A 19,482-nucleotide genomic window follows, 5' to 3' on the forward strand; every position below is an offset into this window, starting at 1 on the left:
TATTTTATAATGATATATAGATAGTTATATGTTATTCTTTTCCTTGTTTGTATTGGAAATGGAAAGAAGGGGAATGTATTATGTTAGAAGTGAATATCCGCTCTGCAGGATATGATTTAGGGGAAAAGACAATTCATGATATCGCTTTTTCTATTGAAAAAGGTGAATTAGTTGCTCTTATTGGCGCAAATGGTGCTGGGAAAAGTACGACGATTAAAACGATGCTCGGGTTACTCGTAAATGTGAATGGTGAAATATCATTCGGTGAAAAGAAAAATCCGTATGCATACGTACCAGAACATCCAACATATTATGATTACTTGACGCTCTGGGAACATATTGAATTATTAATGGCTGCTCGTGAGAATGAGAAAGGAAGCTGGGAATGGAAAGCGGAAGAATTATTACATATGTTTCGAATGGATAAACATAAACATGAGTATTTATCAAAGTTTTCAAAAGGGATGAAACAAAAATCGATGCTTATATTAGCATTTTTAACTGAACCAGATTTTTATATCATTGATGAACCTTTTATCGGTTTAGATCCGGTAGCTACGAAAGAGTTTTTAAGTTATTTATATAAAGAGAAAGAACGCGGGGCAGGAATTTTACTTTGTACGCACGTATTAGATACAGCTGAAAGAATTTGCGAAAGATTTTTACTCATCTCACAAGGTACATTAGTCGCAGATGGCCATTTAGAGGCAATTCAAACGTTAGCAGAAATGCCAGGAAGTTCACTGTTAGATTGTTTTGATGTAATCGTAAGGCGTGAACAGCATGATTAAACGACAATTTTATAAAAGATTGCGCCATGAACTGGGACGAAAATGGAAGTCTATACGTTCGGTAACTGATTGGACGGTTGCGCTATATATTATTATTCCAGCACTTATATTTATAGGGATTTATTATCGTTCACTATGGACGGAAGAACTATCGATGGGAGAGACGGTTTATTTCGGATTAGGTCTATTCGCATTTTATGTGATTACATATGCAAGAGGAGTTCGTTCATTTTTTGAACAAGCGGATAGTTTATTTTTAATTTCGTATCCTGTTCATATGCAAAAGTTAATCCAGTATGGCATGACATATACATTTATTCGGATAGCGATAACGAATGTACTGGTAGTAGTTGTTATGTTACCAGTGCTGCTGAAAAGTATTGGAGTGACGAAGGTACAAGTCGTATTATTTTGGCTATTCTTTACTGTATTTCGATTTATGTTGTCGTTATTAACGAGATGTATTCATGTACGTGTGGGAAAAAGATGGTTACTATGGGTTATCAAAAATGTAATATTTTCTATAAGTCTATCCTTTTTTGGATTGAGTCTGTTTCTTATTTATAAAAATCCATTTTATTCTATATTATGTATCGGTCTAGCAGTTTTTCTAATTATCGTATTGATAAAAGAAAAATTGAATTATAAAAATTTCTTTTTTAAAGAAGTTGAGAAAGAAAAAGAAGAAAGTATGCGCTGGACGAGCGGGATTATGCAAGTTGGTGGTCATGCGGCTAAACCGAGTAGTTCGAATAAAAAGCCGTGGATGTTTCCGCGTTCTAAAAAGTTTTTAGGGAAGAAAACTGATGATCGTATTGTTGAATCCTTTTTGAAAGAATTTTTTCGTACAAGTAGTGCACGAATATTTTCTATTCAAATTGTATGTATAAGTACTGTAAGTATTATTATGAGTCCGAGGTGGATTTCAGCTATAATTCTTGTATTTACTTTAGTTGCAATTTCCCGCTATGCGCGCGATTATTGGACTGAATTTACGAAAAAAATGTTTCTTCATTTATATTGTGATGAAGGCAAATTACTATTGTTAAGATGGAAGGCAGATCGCTATTTATTGTTTCCAGTAATACTCTTGTATGGAATAGTTATACTTTCTCATTTTTATTTATTACCAGCTGTAATTGCCGGGATTATTTTTATAGTATGGATTGGTTGGATAGTATTCTTACCATAGAAAAAAGAGCCGGAAAATGGCTCTTTTTTCTAATCCGTAACACATTGATAAATAAAATATACTAAAACGAGTATGCTTGCGGCGGAATACATGACATCTAAAGTCATCGGATCTCCTCCTCATTATTGTTGTATTTTTATTGTATGAAATCTTACAATTTCATATTCAAGTGAAAAATATGTGAACGTTAATAAAATTGTAAAGTGCAAAAATTACAATCATTTTGTATAATAGAGGAAACAACCGTTATATAAAATATAATGAGTGAAAGGGGAGGAACATACATGCCAAATTGGTTTAGAAAAACCTTAGTCGCATTAATTACCGTATTTACATTTGGTCTAGTGACGCCTCCCTCCATATTACTTGATAATGCCAAAGCTGCGGACAAGCCTACGAGCACAGCTGGGCAACAAAATTTGGAGAGTACGTCCTATACATATGAAGAAACGAATGACAGGTTAACCACCGATACTTTTATTACGTATGCAATGCAAGAAGCAGAGAAGCAGTCAATGCAAAAGTTTGGCACTAAAATTGGTCCAGTAATTGAAGATGAGTTTAAAGATGTAATATTACCGAAAATTGAAGAGGCAATTGCTGAACTGGCAAATGATGTACCAGAGGAGTCGTTACAATCATTAGCGATTTCTCAAAAACCAGCTGGTGGAAATAATGAAAAGATTTTTCACGTTTACGATACGAAAACAGGAAATGACTTATTGCGTTTCCACGTAAGAAGAGATCATCCACCGCAAGATGGGTATTATTTTAATTTCCACTATCACCGTTTTGATGATGGGTACTCAGGACATCATGAGTTAGGAAATATTTATTGGAATACGAATGTGCCGCCAAAATGGCTTTCTTAAAAAGAACGAGAGAAATCTTGTTCTTTTTTTATGTTTATAGAAGGGTAAGACGACTATGTTGTTGAATAAAATAGGTTTAGAAAAAGAAGTAAAGGGAGTAGGACAATGCAAAAATATATTGTTTTTGACTTTGATGGCACATTAGTAGATTCACAAAATATATTTGTACCAATTTATAATCAACTTGCTGAAAAGCACGGATATAAAACGGTAAGGGAAGAAGAAATTGAGTATTTACGTAAATTAACGATGCCGGAGAGATGTAAACAACTCGATGTACCACTGTATAAATTACCGATATTAGCGCTGGAGTTTTATAAATTGTATCAACCTGCCATAAAAGATCTTATTTTGTTCCATGGGATGAAGGAAGTATTAGATGAACTACATAAAAAAGGCTACGGAATTGCAGTCATATCATCGAACTCAGAAGAGCATATTCGGGCATTTTTACACAATAATGGTATAGAAAATATACAAGAAGTGTATTGTTCTAAAAATTTGTTCGGTAAAGATAAAATGATAAAAAGGTTTTTAAAATCGAAAAAAATCACAGAGAAAGATATGTTATATGTCGGTGATGAACAGCGAGACGTAGCAGCGTGTAAAAAGGCTGGGGTGAACGTAATTTGGGTATCTTGGGGATATGATGTCATTGAAACAGTGAAAAAAGATGCACCAGATTATATGGTTCATAAGCCGATGGAAATTGTGCAAGTAGTACAAGGGGCGTATTCTTAATATGAATACACTCCGAGCAGGTATTGATCATAGCTATTAAAAGAGAGGTTTTTGATGAAATAGCAGAGTTTCTTTCTATTACGAATGTTTACGTAATACGTGGTCCAATTGAAATGAATCATTATTCGGAAGGGTACTATACGATTGATTTTTATGATCCGAATGGGTTTATTATAGAAGTAGCTTACACACCAAATGTAGAAATGTAAGGGGAATAAACATGAAGACAAATACAGCATGGCAAAATAATATACAAATAGTAAAAGGTGCAGTGGATATTAAGGAAATTTCTAAAGGTTTTTCGCCTGATAAGAAATATATCATTACAAGTGCGAATAATGAAAAATATTTATTGCGGACGGGCGATATAAAAGAGTATGAAAGAAAGAAAATAGAGTTTCAAATTTTAAATGAAATGCAAAACCGTAGTGTGCAAGCGCAAAAACCAATTGAAATGGGGGTGTTGGCAGAAGAAGGTTTATGCTATGGCATTTTTTCGTATTTAGAAGGGGAGGATGCGAAGAAGCTATTGCCTACATATTCACCAAAAGAACAATATGAAATTGGTATAGGGGCAGGAAAAGATTTAGCAAAAATGCATACATATGAAGCTCCTAATGATATACTTCCATGGTATGAAAGAGCAATGAAAAAAAACCAAAAATATATAGAGGCATACAAAACATGCGGAATAAAAATAAAAAATGATGATAAAATCATTAAGTTTATCGATGAAAATGAAATGTATTTACAAAACCGCCCAAATCGATTTCAACACGATGATTTTCATTTAGAAAATATAATTGTACAGGATGGGAAATATGTAGGTGTTGTTGATTTTAATGGTTATGATTGGGGCGACCCACTTCATGATTTCGTAAAAATTGCACTATTTGCAAGAGACATTAGTATTCCGTATTCAATCGGACAAATAGAAGGATACTTTAATGGGAGAATACCAGAGGAGTTCTGGAAATTATATGCGGTGTACGTTGGCATGACAGTTTTCTCTTCAGTTGTCTGGACATTACGAGCAGCACCGCATATGTTAGATGATACGTTAGAACGTCTTACTATCGTTTTAGACGATCATAAAGACTTTGAGCTATTAAAGCCAATTTGGTTTCAACCAGAAAATGTTGATATGAGATAGAAAAGGTAGGTGTGATTCACACCTACCTATTGTTTTTTACCATTCTTCCTTTTGAAGTAGTTGCAATGCTAATTTTAAATCTACATCTTCTTGTATATGTTTCGGAGTCCAAGGGATATGTATATGTGGTTGAATACCAATTCCGGACATTCCTTCACCTTTATCTATAATTGAAAGCCTTGAAGTAGGATAGTAAAGTGCAAATGTATCAGCCCATTCCATTACTGCTAAATTAGAATAATCGTTTAAACCAGCTGTAGGACGACCTATTACTTTTACTTTCAATGATTTTTTTGCAACTTCTACAAAAGAATCGCCAGAACTCCCGCATGTAACATCTGTTAATATGACTACTCTACTAGGTAATTTTCGTCCGTGTATTTTTAATGATTGAAGTTCTTTTGGTAACCCAGAGGTATCAAATGTAACGAATCCTTTTTTATAATTCTTTTTTAAATCTTGAATAAACATATTAGTGAATAATTTGGAAAGTTCGTCTAAAGAATCATAATCATCCATTTCCATGTCTTTCATACGTAAATGAAAGTTTCGTTCTGTATGATTTAATTGCATTGTATCAGAAGAATCGAAAAGAGAAATCTCTTTGTCTTCAAATAAGTAAGGAAGTAGGTTGAAAAATGCATCATCACTTCCGCCACGATTTAATCGCACATCAATAATTAAGTTTGGAAAAGAATTAAGCTCATTTTTGTGTGAGTCTAATAATGTATTGATAGCTTCAGCATTTGCGAAGTCCGTCAAAGTAATTAAGAGAGTATCTTTATTATATTTTTCTAATGAATATATAGGTGTATATTTGCTCTGTTTATACTTTTGTAAAGTAATTGTGTGGGTCAATCCATTTTCATCTATAAGTGTACAATTTGAAAACTTTGATAAAACATATCCCCATTTTTCACGTTCATATGAATTCTCATTTAAATACTTCTTATATTTTATTAATAAATCAGGGATTTTCATATTGTCTAATGCAAGGATAGCTTGTCCTTTTTTTACTCTTTTTTCAGCTGAAGTAGATGTAATATATAAGCGATCTTCGTATCTTTTCACTTGGAAGCCAACATTGTTAAGAGGTTGATCGCTAGTGATAATTTTGAAAAACATATGATTGTCTTTATAGTCTAGTAAGTAGTCATTTACAATTTCAGTAAAGGGTATTGGTGTTAGTTCTCCTTGTTTCTCTAGTTTCTCTATTGAATGTAAATAAGTAGTAGAATCGTCCCATCCTTTCTTATCTATACAGCCTGAATAATCGTGATGAGTAATTGAAACAACTTCTTTGAAAATTTCTGTGTACATAGCTTTTCCTCCAGATAATTTAATTAGATAAATAATAGAATTCGGTATCCTTTATGTATTATCCTTTTTGCATAGAGAAAAGGGGAATAGAGGGAAGAGTTATCGTCCCTCTATTAAAATATTTATTTTGTTTTCTTAAATGCAAGTGGCTGAGTACTAAGTGAAGCTGGCACATGTAACTGAAGCGATGGAAATTCACCACTCACATTCATTTCATAAGCGAATAATAAACTCATTTTCATTTGGAATAAATCAACTTTTGCAGAAAAGATGTCGTAATGATGATGCCCTAATTGAATGTCCATCTCCATAAATTGTACAAATAACAAATCATCTCGTTTGTATACTTGTAATGTTCCGTATGCCGGATGTTCGAAAGTACCAGTATAATCTTCTAATTTATGAGAAGGTGTAGTTCCTTTTATTTGTTCTGGAATGGATTCAGTTGCTTCTTTCATCATTTCCTTCATTTTTTCAGTATCTTCTACAGCACGTTTATGCCAATCAATGGATTCTAATTCAAGCAGTTCGTCATAAATTTGATTAGCGAGATAAGTAGGCAGTAATGTGCCTCCAGCATTCGTTAAAATGACAAGGCCTATGTTTTCTGTTGGCATGAATGACACAAGCGCTGAAAATCCATCAATATTCCCGCCATGATGAATTACCTTATTCCCACGATAAGCACTAATAAACCAACCAAGACTATAACTATTTAATGGAGATTCAGGGAGTGATAAAACTGGTTGGTCTGGAATTGAATTGTGTGGTGTATATATTTGTTGTAATAATTCAGAGGAGATTAATTCATGATCTCCAAATTTTCCTTCGTTTAAGTGAAGAAGGACCCAATTTGCCATATCTTCAATTGTAGAATTAATACATCCAGCAGCGCCAACTGTATCGATGTTGCGGAAAGGAACTTCTTTTATTTCACTATCATTTTCGATGTAAGGTAAAGCATAATTATCTGTCGTTTGTGAATCGGTAACAGAGAAATTTGTATGCCTCATATTTAAAGGCTCTAAAATATGTTCTGTAGCGTATTGCTCCCACGTTTGATTCGTGATGTTTTCTACAATATAGCTAATTGTTGCATACATTAAGTTGTTATATAGAAATGATGTGCGGAACGGTGCATCAAGTGGTAAATGTTTTATTTTTTCAACGAGATCTTTTCGAGATAAGGAAGAGCTGTACCAAAGAGCGTCATGACGACTTACGCCAGTTCGATGAGAAGCTAAATCTCGTCCTGTAACTTGTGAGCTAGCAAGTGGTTCAGATAAAGAGAAGTTTGGTATATAAGATTGGACAGGAGCATCCCAATTAAACTTTTGTTGCTGTGCTAACAAGCTTAATGAAAGTGTGCCGAAAGCTTTCGTTGAGGAACCGATTGCGAACAAAGTACGCGGTGTAACAGCGTCTTTTGTTTCTAGATTTCGATAGCCAAATCCTTCTGAAATAATGATTTCCCCGTCTTTTATAACAGCCACAGCAGCACCAGGAACATTTAAATCCTTCATCATTTTTTCCACCGTTGTTTGTAAAGAAGCCATAACAGGAGTTTCAATTTTAGACATACTTCTAACCTCCAAATATAATTTTTGTTCTACCGCACTATACTTTCGGTAATAGAAAATGAAAACCTTTTTAATTATGGAAAGTTAATAATTTTGTAAGGATGAATAAAATTATTATTTATTTAGAATTTTATTTTTATTATAATTAATTTAAATTAATATGTAGAAAAGATGGTGAAAAAGTGTGCTAACAATAAAAAAATTGCTCTGTGATAATAAAAATAATCCGATAGGTATAGATTCGAAAGTTGTTAAAATTAGTTGGCAATTCGAGTCGAGTAACCGAAATGTAAAACAACTTGCGTATCAATTGCAGGTTGCGAAGGATAAAGAGTTTCAAACTATAGTATTTGATTCACAGAAGATAGAAACAGATCAAAGTTTATATATACCAATCAATTCGTTTTCATATAGTAAGGAAACACGTTATTTTTACCGAGTGAAGGCATGGGATAATCATGAAGAAGAGTCGTCTTGGTCAGAAGTAGCATTTTGGGAGACTGGATTACAAAGGCAAGATAATTGGAGCGGAAACTGGATTGCTGCGAAAAGAGAGCGCACGCAAGTTATGTCTTTTCATAAAAGCTTTTCTGTTAAAAAATTAGTTGAAAAAGCACGTTTATATATCACAAGTTTAGGATTATACGAGGCTTCTATAAATGGAGAGCGTATTGGGGATTGTTATTTTACCCCTGGATGGACAAGTTATGATAAGAGGGTGTTGTATCAAACGTATGATATAACGCATGTATTAAAGATTGGGTATAATGATATTTCTACTCTGGTAGGTAATGGCTGGTATAAAGGGCCGATTACTATGCAGCATGTACGTAATTATTACGGGAAAAGACGTGCGATAATTGCTCAAATACATATAACATATGAAGATGGAACGAAAGAAAAAATTGTAACAGATGAAACATGGAAAGTAATGCCAAGCCCTATTTTGTATTCGGAAATATATGAAGGGGAGGTTTATGACGCTAGGCTAGAAGAAAGTGATCAAAAGCTAGAAGATGTTGAAGTAATTGTGCATTCTAAACAAATAATTGTTGCACAAGAAAATGAAGCAATTCGTAAAATGAAAATTATAAAACCAATCGCTATTTCAAAACTACCAAATCATGAATGGCTTATTGATATGGGGCAAAATATGGTAGGTTGGGTTCGGTTTAAAGTCCGTCATGTTTATACTGGACAAAAGATAGAATTGCATCACGCTGAAATATTAAATAAAGACGGTAGCTTTTATACTGGGAATCTCCGAAAGGCAAAACAAAAAATAGTGTATATAGCAAAAGGAGAGGAAGAGGAAACGTTTGAGCCTCATTTTACCTATCAAGGCTTTAGGTATGTGAAAATAAGTGGATTAACCCAGCCCCCTCAAATAGCAGATTTTGAAGGGGGTGTATTACATACAGATATGGAAAAAGCGACTGAATTTGAAACGTCTAATCCATTAATCAATCAACTGCATCAAAATGTGGAATGGTCTCAAAGAGGGAACTTTTTTGATGTGCCAACAGATTGTCCGCAGCGAGATGATCGACTTGGATGGACAGGAGATGCACAAATGTTTATTGGGACAGCTACGCAAATTATGAATGTGCAATTGTTCTTTAAAAAATGGCTCCAAGATTTATCATTAGATTAAAATGTTAATGGAGCTGTGCCGTTAGTTATTCCAGATGCGTTTGGGAAAAGAGCGGATTTTGATTTACATACTTCTGGTGGTTGGGGCGATGCAGCAATTATATGTCCGTGGGTTCATTATTTACATTACGGAGATATATCGATTTTAAAAGAACAATATGACAGTATGAAGAAGTATATAGATTACATACGTTCACAAGGTGAAAATGAGTATTTATGGGATACAGGCTATCATTTAGGGGATTGGCTTGCATTAGATACGAAACCTGATGTATATGAAGGCGGAACAGACAAGCATTTTATTGCGACAGCTTATTACGCGTATTCTACATCGCTTTTACGAAAGGTTGCTGAGATTTTAGGTGAAAATACAGACGCTAAGTTTTATGCAGAGCTACATGGAAATATTGTTCAAGCGTTTCAAAATGAATTCGTTACACCGAATGGTAGGTTAATTTCAAATACCCAAACAGCCCACATATTAGTACTTCTTTTTGAACTAGTGACAGATAATGTGAAGGAGAAAGTATTTAATCGATTAATTGAGCTTTTAAAAGCAAATAAAAATCATTTAACAACAGGTTTTATAGGAACACCGTATTTAAATTTAATATTAAGCAAGTTTAACCGTCATGACCTTGCTTGTAAGCTTCTATTTCATGAAGATTATCCATCATGGTTATACCAAGTGAAACAAGGTGCCACAACGATTTGGGAACATTGGGATGGCGTGAAAGAGGATGGAACACTTTGGAATGATAGTATGAATTCGTACAATCATTACGCATATGGCTCTATCGTTGAATGGATATACCGATATATTATTGGATTAGAAGTGGATGAAACAAAACCAGCATATAAACATTTTTATGTACAACCACATTTTGATTCGAATTTAGAATGGATTAGAGTAAAACGTGAGACAGCTTATGGGGAAATTAAGATTGAGTGGCGTGTAGAAAATGAACAAGCCTTTCTACAGGTTTTTGTACCGCCAAATACAAGCGCTACATTGCGGATAGACGAAACGCACTGGAAAGCAGAACATAACATTGAAAGGGATTTAGTATCAGGCGATTATAAATTTACCTTTTGTAAAAATATAAAGGAGTAGAATTCTGTTAATATAGAAATATTTTTTATTGATTAGGATGATTAAATTTACTATTTTTCATGTTATGATAAATTCCATATACGATTGAAAGAAGGTTTTTCTACATATGAAACATGCTGAAAATGAATACTTAAATTTATGCCGCCATGTAATGGAGCATGGTACGAAGAAAGAAGATCGTACAGGGACAGGCACTGTATCTGTATTTGGTTATCAAATGCGTTTTGATCTAAGTAAAGGTTTTCCTTTATTAACGACAAAGAGAGTGCCGTTTCGTCTTGTAGCAAGTGAACTGCTTTGGTTTATGAAAGGTGATACAAATATTCGCTATTTATTGCAGCATAATAATAATATTTGGAATGAATGGGCGTTTAAGAGCTGGGTAGAAAGTGACGAGTATACTGGTCCTGATATGACCGATTTCGGTCTTCGCTCACAACAAGATGAGGAATTTAAAGTACAGTATGATGAGCAAATGGAATTATTTAAAAAGAACGTTTTAGAAGATGATGATTTCTCAAATAAATATGGTTATTTAGGAGACGTATACGGAAAGCAGTGGCGTGCTTGGAAAACGACAGCTGGTGAGACGCTTGATCAATTAAAAGATGTAATTGAAATGATTAAAAAAACGCCAGACTCACGTCGCCTAATTGTTTCCGCTTGGAATCCTGAAGATGTACCAAGTATGGCATTACCGCCTTGTCATACACTATTCCAATTTTATGTAGCGGATGGCAAACTTTCTTGTCAGCTATATCAAAGAAGTGGTGACATATTCCTTGGAATTCCATTTAACATTGCAAGTTACTCACTATTAACACATTTAATTGCACATGAATGCGGACTTGAAGTGGGAGAATTTGTTCATACAATTGGAGATGCACACATTTATACGAATCATTTTGAGCAAGTAGAAAAGCAATTGGCACGTGAACCACGTCCGTTCCCGGAACTTACACTAAATCCAGATGTGAAATCGGTGTTTGATTTTGAAATGGAAGACTTAACGATTGAAGGATATGATCCACACCCAGCAATTAAAGCACCGGTTGCAGTGTAATTGTAGAGGAGATGAAAAAATGATTGTTTCATTTATGGTCGCTATGGACGAAAATAGAGTAATTGGTAAAGATAATAATTTACCTTGGCGTTTACCGAGTGAATTACAATACGTAAAGAAAACAACGATGGGTCACCCGCTTATTATGGGAAGAAAGAACTATGAAGCGATTGGTAGACCACTGCCTGGAAGACGTAATATTATTGTAACTCGCAATGCAGGGTATCATGTTGAAGGCTGTGAAGTTGTTCATTCTGTAGAAGAAGTGTTTGAGCTATGCAAAAATGAAGAAGAGATCTTTATTTTTGGTGGAGCGCAAATTTACGATCTCTTTTTACCGTATGTAGACAAGTTATATATAACAAAAATCCATCATGCATTTGAAGGAGATACATTCTTCCCAGAAATAGATATGACAAATTGGAAAGAGATTTTTGTTGAAAAAGGTTTAACGGATGAAAAAAACCCGTATACGTATTATTACCATGTATATGAGAAACAAAAATAATAAAAAAGATTGATGTGAGAATTCGCATCAATCTTTTTATTTATATTCACCAATATAAGTTTATAGATGAGATTCGATAGTGCTATAATGATAGGTAGCATGTGAAAATGCTAAAATTTTCAAAAGTACTAATATAGAAAGAGGAGGAGAATCGATTGAGAAAGATATGGGGGATTCTTTTTCTTTGCTTAACATTCATGTTAGTTGGATGTGGTAAAGAAGAAAAACCACAAGAAGCGTTTGATACATATGTAAAAGCGTGGAATAAACAAAAATTTGCAGATATGTATGATCAACTATCAAAAAATGCAAAAAAAGATATTTCAAAGAAAGAATTCACTGAGAAATATGAAAAAATTTATTCTGGTATCGAAGTGAAAGACTTAAAGGTAGAAACAGGGGAAGTAAAAGAAGAGAAAAAAGATGAAGGCCCTGTTCCTTTTAAAGTAAGCATGGATACAGTTGGTGGTAAAATTACATTTGGTCATGAAGCAAAAATGGTGAAAGAAAAAGATGGAGATAAAGAATCTTGGAAAATAGATTGGACTCCTGATTTTATTTTCCCTGGTATGACGAAAGATAGTAAAGTGCGTATGCAGACAACACAGCCAAAACGTGGTGAAATATACGATCGTAACGGAAAAGGTCTTGCAACGAATGGGAAAGCTTCTGAAATCGGATTGATTCCTGAAAAGTTAGGCGATACTGCTCCGCAAACGAAAGAGACAGTAGCAAAGTTATTAAATATGTCTGTAGAAGAAATTGATCAAAAACTAGCTGCTAAATGGGTAAAACCTGGATATCTTGTACCAATTGGAATTTTGCCTGAGGGGGCAACGCAAAATACGTACATTGAATTAGCAGGTGTTTCAACAAAGCCTGTAAATGTTCGTACATATCCATTAGGGGAAGCGGCAGCTCATCTGACTGGTTATATTGGAAAAGTAAATGCTGAAGATTTAAAAACGCTACAAAAGAAAGGCTATCAAGCAGATGATCCAGTAGGTAAAGCTGGTTTAGAGCAAGTGTTAGAGGAAAAGCTACGCGGTAAAAAAGGTGGCCGTGTCTTTGTAGAAGATGCACAAGGAAAAGAAATTAAAAATTTAGCAAAAACAGATGCTGTTGATGGAGAAAATGTAACTTTAACGATTGATAGTGCTGTTCAAGAAAAAACGTATAATGAAATGAAGGGCGAAGCTGGTTCAAGTGCAGCAATTAATCCGAAAAGTGGAGAAACAATTGCACTAGTAAGTAGCCCAGCATATGATCCAAATATAATTGCAAGAGGGACATCAAAAGCACAACGAGAAGCATGGAATAATGATCCAAAAAAACCGATGACGAATCGATTTACACAATTATCAGTTCCAGGTTCTGTATTTAAACCAATTACAGGTGCAATCGGTCTTGAAACGAAAACGATTGATCCAAAAGAAGAGTTAAAAATTGAAGGATTAAAATGGACAAAAGATTCTTCTTGGGGTAATTATTATGTAACGCGTGTAAAAGATGCAAATCCGATTGATTTTGATAAGGCGATGAAATACTCGGATAATATTTACTTCGCACAAGAAGCTTTGAAAATCGGAAAAGACAAGTTTATGAGTGAAGCGAAAAAATTCGGATTCGATGAGAAACTACCAATTGAATATGGATTCCCAGCTTCTAAAATCGCAAATGATGGTATTAAAAATGATATTCAAATGGCAGACACAGGTTATGGACAAGGGCAAGTATTAATGACGCCACTCCATCTAGCATTAACGTACGCACCAATTGTTAATGATGGAAACATACCTTCTCCATATATTATTAAAACAGATAAGCAACCAAAAGTTTGGAAAGAGAATGTAATTTCAAAAGGCAATCAGGATATATTAAAAACTGCTATGACGAAAGTAATTAATGATCCAGATGGTACTGGGAAAATTGCTAAAATTGATGGCATGACTCTTGCTGGAAAAACAGGTACAGCAGAATTAAAAGTATCAAAAGAGGCCGAAGGAAAAGAACTAGGCTGGTTCGCTGCATTTGATTTAAATTCACCAGATATGGTCATTACCATGATGATTGAAGATGTAAAAGGTAGAGGCGGAAGTAATATTCCAGCTGAAAAAGTAAAACATGTATTTCAAAAATAATATGTAATAAAAGGCTGGCTCTATAATTTGTAGAGCTAGCCTTTTTATATGAAGGAATTCTTAATATTTGTATACTGAATTTTAAGGAAACGAAATAAATCATTAACTTACGAAAAAAAAGTAGCTATTTTTTATTGACATCGATTAAAACTTTTTGTATTATACTTACATAAGGTAAGTTATTAACTTTTAAAAAACAAATCTTGAATTAAAGATAAAGAGAAAAAAGGGAGAGAATACAATGACAAAAGTACTATTTATTACAGCAAATCCAAATTCAGCAGAAGGTTCTTTCGGAATGGCAGTAGGGGAAGCTTTCATCGAAGCTTATAAAAACGAACATCCACAAGACGAAGTTGTAACAATTGATTTATTCAATACTACAGTACCAGCAATCGATGCAGATGTATTTGCTGCTTGGGGTAAATTTGCAGCAGGTGAAGGTTTTGAAACTTTAACTGAAGCTCAACAACAAAAAGTTGCAGCAATGAACACAAACTTAGAAACATTTATGCATGCAGATCGTTATGTATTCGTAACTCCAATGTGGAACTTTAGCTACCCACCAGTAGTAAAAGCATACTTAGATAACGTAGCAATCGCAGGTAAAACATTCAAATATACTGAAAATGGTCCAGTTGGCTTATTAGAAGGTAAAAAAGCACTTCACATTCAAGCGACAGGTGGCGTATATTCTGAAGGAGCATACGCAGCTGTAGACTTCGGACGCAATCACTTAAAAACTGTATTAGGATTTGTCGGTGTAAATGATACTGAATATATTGCAGTTGAAGGTATGAATGCAAACCCTGAAAAAGCACAAGAAATTAAAGAAGCAGCAATTGCTAATGCTCGTGAATTAGCAAAACGTTTCTAATATATAATATTTAAAAATGTCCAAACACTTGTTGTTTGGACATTTTTTCTTCTTTTTCCTTCGTTTGTCTAGTATAATGAAGGTCGGAATGATAATAGGTGGGGGTTCTGTATGATTCAAACGTTTTTTAAAATCTTTTATTTAATTTTAATCGTAATTGCGATTACACCGAGAATGTGGCGTCTTAAAAGACAAGTAAATACGATGTCACCACAAGAAAAAGATAATGCTGTGTACAAAACGACAAATTGGTTTGGTAAGAAAATGGTACGTGTAGCTGGGGGAACAGTAGAAGTGAAAGGACTTGAAAATGTTCCGAAAGACAAGCCGGTACTAGTTGTAAGTAATCACCAGAGTAATATGGATATCCCTGTTTTACTAGGTTATTTAAATAAACCAATTGGCTTTGTTTCAAAGGCGGAGATTAAAAAGTTCCCAGTTGTACCAACTTGGATGGAACTTATGAATTGTGTATTTATGGATCGTAGCGATCGTCGCCAATCACTTCAAGCCATTAAAGATGGAATTGAACTATTGAAGAATGGGCATTCTATCGTAATTTTCCCTGAAGGAACGAGAAGTAAGGGTGGCGAAATTGGAGAGTTTAAGGCTGGGAGTTTTCATCTTGCTGTAAAATCTGGTGTAGCAATCTTACCTGTAACATTAGATGGGACATATAAAATGTTTGAAGCGAATGGAAACCGTATGAAGCGAGCTCGTGCAACAGTAACAATTTCTAAGCCGATTACACCTGAAGAGTATGCGAATATGGATATTAAAGAGTTAACGAAGCATACACAGGATGTTATCGCATCACAATTACATAAGTAATAAAAAAGGTTTCAGCTTACATTAAGCTGAAACCTTTTTTATTATGCCGTAGGTAAGACGTAAAAGAGTACGCAGAAGAACATCATCGCACTACCACCTAATACGAAAAGATGCCAAATGGCATGATTGAAAGGTAACTTTTCCCAAAGGAAGAATATAGCTCCTACAGAATATAAAATTCCACCTGCTAAAAGTAGTGAAAAACCATGTCCAGTTAGATTTTCATAAAGTGGTTTAATAGCAACGATTATGAGCCATCCCATTATGATATAACATAGCGTTGATGCCTTAATAAAGCGTCGTACAAAGAAAATTTTGAAGATGATACCCCCAATTGCTAGTGTCCATATAATTGCGAGTAACGTCCAACCTAATGGTCCACGAAGCGTAATAAGTAAAAAAGGGGTATATGTGCCAGCGATTAATAAATAAATGGCTGAGTGATCTAGTATAGTAAATAATTTTTCTACTTTTGGATGGTGAATGCTATGTAACAATGTCGAAAACAAGTACAGTAAGAACATGCTTACACCATAAACCGTAAATGCAACTACTGCAGATGCGGTACCATGCTTAGAGGCATGAATAATTAATATGATTAAGGCAGGGATGCTTAAAATGGCACCGATACCATGTGTAATTGCATTTGCAATTTCTTCTTTCACAAATTGTGTCATTCGTGTCATTTTTTCAGTCATAATGCAAATCCTTTCTACTATCATAAAATAATATGTCGTTTCCCTTACCATATCATACACAAGGGCAATAGAAAATGAAATTTGTATAATTGATTATATTTTTGAATTTTTTTGACAAAAGCCAATGGATTTGTTGACGTTTTCAAACTTTTTTGACAAAATAAAATTATGTAATAGTAGGACAAGGAATCTACTAATAAAGGGGATGGAGAAATGTTTTCAAATATTGGCTTTCCAGGATTAATTTTAATTTTAGTAGCTGTACTTATTTTATTTGGGCCGAAAAAATTGCCGGAAATCGGAAAGGCTTTAGGGGAAACGTTAAAAGAATTCAAAAAATCAACGAAAGAGTTGACTGATGATGCATTTCAAGAGAAGGAAAAGAAAGAAAAAATGTAATGAATTTTCCTCGTAATGGATAAATAAAGTGTGGTGAACGAGATGGAAGATCGGGAAATGAGCGTCGTAGAACATATAGTTGAGCTTCGCAAAAGAGTAATATATACAGTGTTATCCTTTGTACTATTTTTAATTATTGGGTTTACTTTTACGAAGGATATTTATTTTTGGCTTGTAAAAGATTTACCAATGAAATTAACTGTTCTCGGTCCAAGTGATGTATTGTGGATTTTTTTCTCGATTGCTACAGTATTTGCTATCGTTTGTACAATTCCTTTTGCTGCTATACAAATTTGGTTATTTGTAAAACCGGGTTTACATCCAAATGAACAAAAGATGACAGTAATGTATATACCGGTATTGTCTATATTATTTATTGCAGGTTTATGCTTTGGATATTTCGTTGTAATGCCGTTTTTATTTCATTTTTTAACTACGATAGGTAATGAAATGTTTAATACGATGTTTACGACAGAAAAGTATTTTCATTTTGTTCTTAATTTAACAGTTCCATTTGCTGTAATTTTTGAATTGCCAGTAGTAGTAATGTTTTTAACGAGTATTGGACTATTGACGGCGGAATTTCTAATAAAAATAAGAAGGTATGCTTACGTAGCATTAATTATCATTGCATCGTGTATATCACCGCCAGATTTTTTATCACATAGTTTAGTTGCGGTACCGCTTATTTGTATTTATGAAATTAGTATTGCTTTATCAAAGATTGTGAGTAAGCGAAAAAAGAAAAGAGAAGAAGAAATTCATTCGAAAAGTGCCTCGTTATAAAGGCACTTTTTTTATTTATTTGTTATACTCTAGCTATAAACGTATACAATATAAAGAAGAAAAAAATTATAGAATCTCCAAAATTTAGACAAACTTTGCGCTTTTATAAGTTTATACTAAATGTATTAAGCAATATACGGATAACGAGTCCTCGTCTAATTGGATATGTAGGATGGGGGATGGATTAGGTGGAGATGAATAGAGTATAAATCTTCTAACCATAAGGACTACAGGGATTGTCTAAGGGTACTTTTGTATTCATAGGAGTCTCCACTTTAAACAACGTGTTACAGCGTAAAGTAGAGGAAGTTCAAAAATCCAATGAAAAAGAGGATTGATATTGTGATTACGAAAAGTTTTTATTTCACTCATTCAACAGGGGATTGTATTAAAATATTTGAAATCCCTGTCCTACAGGCGCAGCATCCATTATCGTTTCTAATTCAGTCTCGTCTTCAATTATTTATTGCAAAAATTCAAAAACAAAAGCACCCAAGATTTTCGTATTCTTTCCGTGAATATTTACAAAATTGTTTGAAGTGGAATGATTATTTAAATGTATATAAAACAAATACTCTTGAAAAAAATGCATGATATAGAGTGTGGACAGGGTTAAGAGCCCTGTCTTTTTCATTTTAGATATAAAAATATAATTAATTTAATTAAATTTCGTTCCAAATTGTTGAAAGCAATGGGAATACTAGTATAATAACAAGGAGAGCGTATTGGAAAGGGAAGAATATAATATGCAAAAAATTAAAATTGTAACAGATTCAACGGCAGATTTATCACAAGAGGTAATTGAGAAGTATGACATTCATGTTCTACCATTATCAATCTCTGTAAATGGACAAACATATTTAGATCGCGTTGATCTACAACCAGATGAATTTATTGAAGAAATGATTAAATCAGAGGAACTACCAAAAACATCACAACCAGCAATGGGTACATTTGTAGAAATGTATGATAAGTTAGGTGAAGATGGAAGTGAAGTACTTTCTATTCATATGACAAGTGGAATGAGTGGTACTGTGGCGACTGCAAATAGTGCTGCATCAATGACCGACACAAAAGTAACAGTTGTTGATTCGCAATTTATTACACATGCTTTAGCATATCAAGTAGTTGAAGCTGCGAAAATGGCAAATGAAGGACGCTCACTAGAAGAAATTTTAAAACGTGTAGATGAAGTAAGAAAGAATACTCGTTTATATGTAGTAGTAGATACATTAGAAAACTTAGTGAAGGGTGGGCGTATTGGTAAAGGAAAAGCGTTTATCGGTTCACTACTTAATATAAAACCAATTGCTAGCCTTGAAGATGGTGTTTATAACCCTGTAACGAAAGTACGTAGCCAAGGGCAAATTGTAAAAACGTTAGCTAAGTTATTTGAGGAAGATACAGCTGGAAAAGTTGTAAAAGCTGTGGCAATTCCGCATGCGAAAGCAATTCCTTTAGCTGAAAATGTAAAAGCGGCTGTTGAAAAAGTAAGTGGATTTGCTCAATCAGAAATTTTCTTTACAACGCCTATTATTAGTACTCATACAGGTCCTGGTGCAATCGGATTTATGTATTTAGCAGAGTAATAAAAAAGCTACTTGAAATTTATTTCAAGTAGCTTTTTTATGTGAATAGAAAGTAAGAAATAAGAAGGGCTATACAGGCACTTCCGCTAATGATATAGCGAGTCTGTAAATATTCATTCATAGAAAACACCCACTGATTAAAGTTTCGCTTTATGATTTTCTATATTATATGTT

17 protein-coding genes and 2 pseudogenes are annotated in these 19,482 nt (G+C 33.9%); 16 read left to right on the top strand and 3 right to left on the bottom strand.

The window, feature by feature from the left end; genetic code table 11:
• Positions 1 to 80 precede the first annotated feature (80 nt).
• From AC2CGR_RS06185 to AC2CGR_RS06210, 6 genes and pseudogenes are all read left to right on the top strand, one after another.
• Complete coding sequence (locus AC2CGR_RS06185) at positions 81 to 791, top strand: ABC transporter ATP-binding protein (protein WP_087964196.1); 711 nt, start codon at positions 81 to 83, stop codon at positions 789 to 791.
• Positions 784 to 1,983: an ABC transporter permease gene (locus tag AC2CGR_RS06190; RefSeq protein ID WP_484480666.1), complete on the top strand. Its 1,200-nt coding sequence runs from the start codon at positions 784 to 786 to the stop codon at positions 1,981 to 1,983. The genes AC2CGR_RS06185 and AC2CGR_RS06190 overlap by 8 nt, the downstream gene beginning before the upstream one ends.
• A 284-nt stretch (positions 1,984 to 2,267) precedes the next feature.
• The gene (locus AC2CGR_RS06195; protein WP_001134414.1) at positions 2,268 to 2,855 is read left to right on the top strand and encodes a YpjP family protein; all 588 of its coding nucleotides are present in this window, start codon (positions 2,268 to 2,270) and stop codon (positions 2,853 to 2,855) included.
• A 105-nt stretch (positions 2,856 to 2,960) separates the two neighbouring features.
• Entirely contained in the window at positions 2,961 to 3,596 is a 636-nt protein-coding gene (locus AC2CGR_RS06200) for an HAD family hydrolase (RefSeq protein ID WP_029438115.1), read from the top strand.
• A gap of 32 nt (positions 3,597 to 3,628) precedes the next feature.
• Positions 3,629 to 3,805, top strand: a pseudogene (locus tag AC2CGR_RS06205) (VOC family protein); the annotation flags it as partial.
• An 11-nt stretch (positions 3,806 to 3,816) separates the two neighbouring features.
• A complete protein-coding gene (locus tag AC2CGR_RS06210; RefSeq protein WP_484480667.1) occupies positions 3,817 to 4,749 on the top strand; it encodes an aminoglycoside phosphotransferase family protein in 933 nt (310 codons plus the stop codon).
• A 36-nt stretch (positions 4,750 to 4,785) separates the two neighbouring features.
• Here AC2CGR_RS06210 and AC2CGR_RS06215 read toward each other — a convergent pair whose 3' ends face one another.
• On the bottom strand, positions 4,786 to 6,069 hold the full coding sequence (locus AC2CGR_RS06215) for a S41 family peptidase (RefSeq protein ID WP_270185248.1): 1,284 nt from the start codon (positions 6,067 to 6,069) through the stop codon (positions 4,786 to 4,788).
• 122 nt (positions 6,070 to 6,191) lie between these two features.
• Positions 6,192 to 7,649, bottom strand: coding sequence for a serine hydrolase (locus tag AC2CGR_RS06220; RefSeq protein WP_131102036.1), 1,458 nt, complete (start codon positions 7,647 to 7,649; stop codon positions 6,192 to 6,194).
• 184 nt (positions 7,650 to 7,833) lie between these two features.
• On the opposite strand from AC2CGR_RS06220, the pseudogene AC2CGR_RS06225 reads away from it, so the two are divergent.
• The 6 genes and pseudogenes from AC2CGR_RS06225 (at position 7,834) to AC2CGR_RS06250 (ending at position 15,836) form a co-directional block, all read left to right on the top strand.
• Positions 7,834 to 10,416 (top strand): annotated as a pseudogene (locus AC2CGR_RS06225) (family 78 glycoside hydrolase catalytic domain).
• Between the two features lie 106 nt (positions 10,417 to 10,522).
• Complete coding sequence (locus AC2CGR_RS06230) at positions 10,523 to 11,479, top strand: thymidylate synthase (protein ID WP_000679597.1); 957 nt, start codon at positions 10,523 to 10,525, stop codon at positions 11,477 to 11,479.
• Between the two features lie 19 nt (positions 11,480 to 11,498).
• Complete coding sequence (locus tag AC2CGR_RS06235) at positions 11,499 to 11,987, top strand: dihydrofolate reductase (protein WP_087964190.1); 489 nt, start codon at positions 11,499 to 11,501, stop codon at positions 11,985 to 11,987.
• A gap of 155 nt (positions 11,988 to 12,142) precedes the next feature.
• Positions 12,143 to 14,128: a penicillin-binding protein 3 gene (gene pbpC / locus AC2CGR_RS06240; protein ID WP_087964189.1), complete on the top strand. Its 1,986-nt coding sequence runs from the start codon at positions 12,143 to 12,145 to the stop codon at positions 14,126 to 14,128.
• A gap of 241 nt (positions 14,129 to 14,369) precedes the next feature.
• Positions 14,370 to 15,005 carry an FMN-dependent NADH-azoreductase gene (locus AC2CGR_RS06245; protein ID WP_001991934.1) on the top strand — a complete coding sequence of 212 codons (636 nt, stop codon included), beginning with the start codon at positions 14,370 to 14,372 and terminating at the stop codon, positions 15,003 to 15,005.
• Positions 15,006 to 15,116: 111 nt separating this feature from the next.
• Entirely contained in the window at positions 15,117 to 15,836 is a 720-nt protein-coding gene (locus AC2CGR_RS06250) for a lysophospholipid acyltransferase family protein (RefSeq protein ID WP_001991933.1), read from the top strand.
• A 41-nt stretch (positions 15,837 to 15,877) separates the two neighbouring features.
• On the opposite strand, the gene trhA is transcribed toward AC2CGR_RS06250, so the two are convergent.
• Complete coding sequence (gene trhA, locus AC2CGR_RS06255; protein ID WP_000136894.1) at positions 15,878 to 16,534, bottom strand: PAQR family membrane homeostasis protein TrhA; 657 nt, start codon at positions 16,532 to 16,534, stop codon at positions 15,878 to 15,880.
• A 213-nt stretch (positions 16,535 to 16,747) separates the two neighbouring features.
• Here trhA and AC2CGR_RS06260 point away from each other — a divergent pair, with 213 nt between their 5' ends.
• From AC2CGR_RS06260 to AC2CGR_RS06275, 4 genes are all read left to right on the top strand, one after another.
• Entirely contained in the window at positions 16,748 to 16,933 is a 186-nt protein-coding gene (locus AC2CGR_RS06260; protein ID WP_000492443.1) for a twin-arginine translocase TatA/TatE family subunit, read from the top strand.
• A 42-nt stretch (positions 16,934 to 16,975) separates the two neighbouring features.
• Positions 16,976 to 17,719: a twin-arginine translocase subunit TatC gene (gene tatC, locus AC2CGR_RS06265; protein ID WP_042515284.1), complete on the top strand. Its 744-nt coding sequence runs from the start codon at positions 16,976 to 16,978 to the stop codon at positions 17,717 to 17,719.
• A gap of 342 nt (positions 17,720 to 18,061) precedes the next feature.
• Positions 18,062 to 18,313: a DUF2535 family protein gene (locus AC2CGR_RS06270; RefSeq protein WP_000629012.1), complete on the top strand. Its 252-nt coding sequence runs from the start codon at positions 18,062 to 18,064 to the stop codon at positions 18,311 to 18,313.
• 152 nt (positions 18,314 to 18,465) lie between these two features.
• Positions 18,466 to 19,308, top strand: a complete 843-nt coding sequence (locus AC2CGR_RS06275; protein ID WP_003266758.1) for a DegV family protein — start codon at positions 18,466 to 18,468, stop codon at positions 19,306 to 19,308.
• Positions 19,309 to 19,482: the final 174 nt, after the last annotated feature.

Source organism: Bacillus sp. LSHTCR4 (genome assembly GCF_057197025.1).

Excerpts from the sequence above, each read along its gene's own strand:
- AC2CGR_RS06185 (WP_087964196.1), top strand. The coding sequence starts at position 81 with ATGTTAGAAGTGAATATCCGCTCTGCAGGATATGATTTAGGGGAAAAG.
- AC2CGR_RS06190 (WP_484480666.1), top strand. The coding sequence starts at position 784 with ATGATTAAACGACAATTTTATAAAAGATTGCGCCATGAACTGGGACGA.
- AC2CGR_RS06195 (WP_001134414.1), top strand. The coding sequence starts at position 2,268 with ATGCCAAATTGGTTTAGAAAAACCTTAGTCGCATTAATTACCGTATTT.
- AC2CGR_RS06200 (WP_029438115.1), top strand. The coding sequence starts at position 2,961 with ATGCAAAAATATATTGTTTTTGACTTTGATGGCACATTAGTAGATTCA.
- AC2CGR_RS06210 (WP_484480667.1), top strand. The coding sequence starts at position 3,817 with ATGAAGACAAATACAGCATGGCAAAATAATATACAAATAGTAAAAGGT.
- AC2CGR_RS06215 (WP_270185248.1), bottom strand. The coding sequence starts at position 6,069 with ATGTACACAGAAATTTTCAAAGAAGTTGTTTCAATTACTCATCACGAT.
- AC2CGR_RS06220 (WP_131102036.1), bottom strand. The coding sequence starts at position 7,649 with ATGTCTAAAATTGAAACTCCTGTTATGGCTTCTTTACAAACAACGGTG.
- AC2CGR_RS06230 (WP_000679597.1), top strand. The coding sequence starts at position 10,523 with ATGAAACATGCTGAAAATGAATACTTAAATTTATGCCGCCATGTAATG.
- AC2CGR_RS06235 (WP_087964190.1), top strand. The coding sequence starts at position 11,499 with ATGATTGTTTCATTTATGGTCGCTATGGACGAAAATAGAGTAATTGGT.
- AC2CGR_RS06245 (WP_001991934.1), top strand. The coding sequence starts at position 14,370 with ATGACAAAAGTACTATTTATTACAGCAAATCCAAATTCAGCAGAAGGT.
- AC2CGR_RS06250 (WP_001991933.1), top strand. The coding sequence starts at position 15,117 with ATGATTCAAACGTTTTTTAAAATCTTTTATTTAATTTTAATCGTAATT.
- trhA (WP_000136894.1), bottom strand. The coding sequence starts at position 16,534 with ATGACTGAAAAAATGACACGAATGACACAATTTGTGAAAGAAGAAATT.
- AC2CGR_RS06260 (WP_000492443.1), top strand. The coding sequence starts at position 16,748 with ATGTTTTCAAATATTGGCTTTCCAGGATTAATTTTAATTTTAGTAGCT.
- tatC (WP_042515284.1), top strand. The coding sequence starts at position 16,976 with ATGGAAGATCGGGAAATGAGCGTCGTAGAACATATAGTTGAGCTTCGC.
- AC2CGR_RS06275 (WP_003266758.1), top strand. The coding sequence starts at position 18,466 with ATGCAAAAAATTAAAATTGTAACAGATTCAACGGCAGATTTATCACAA.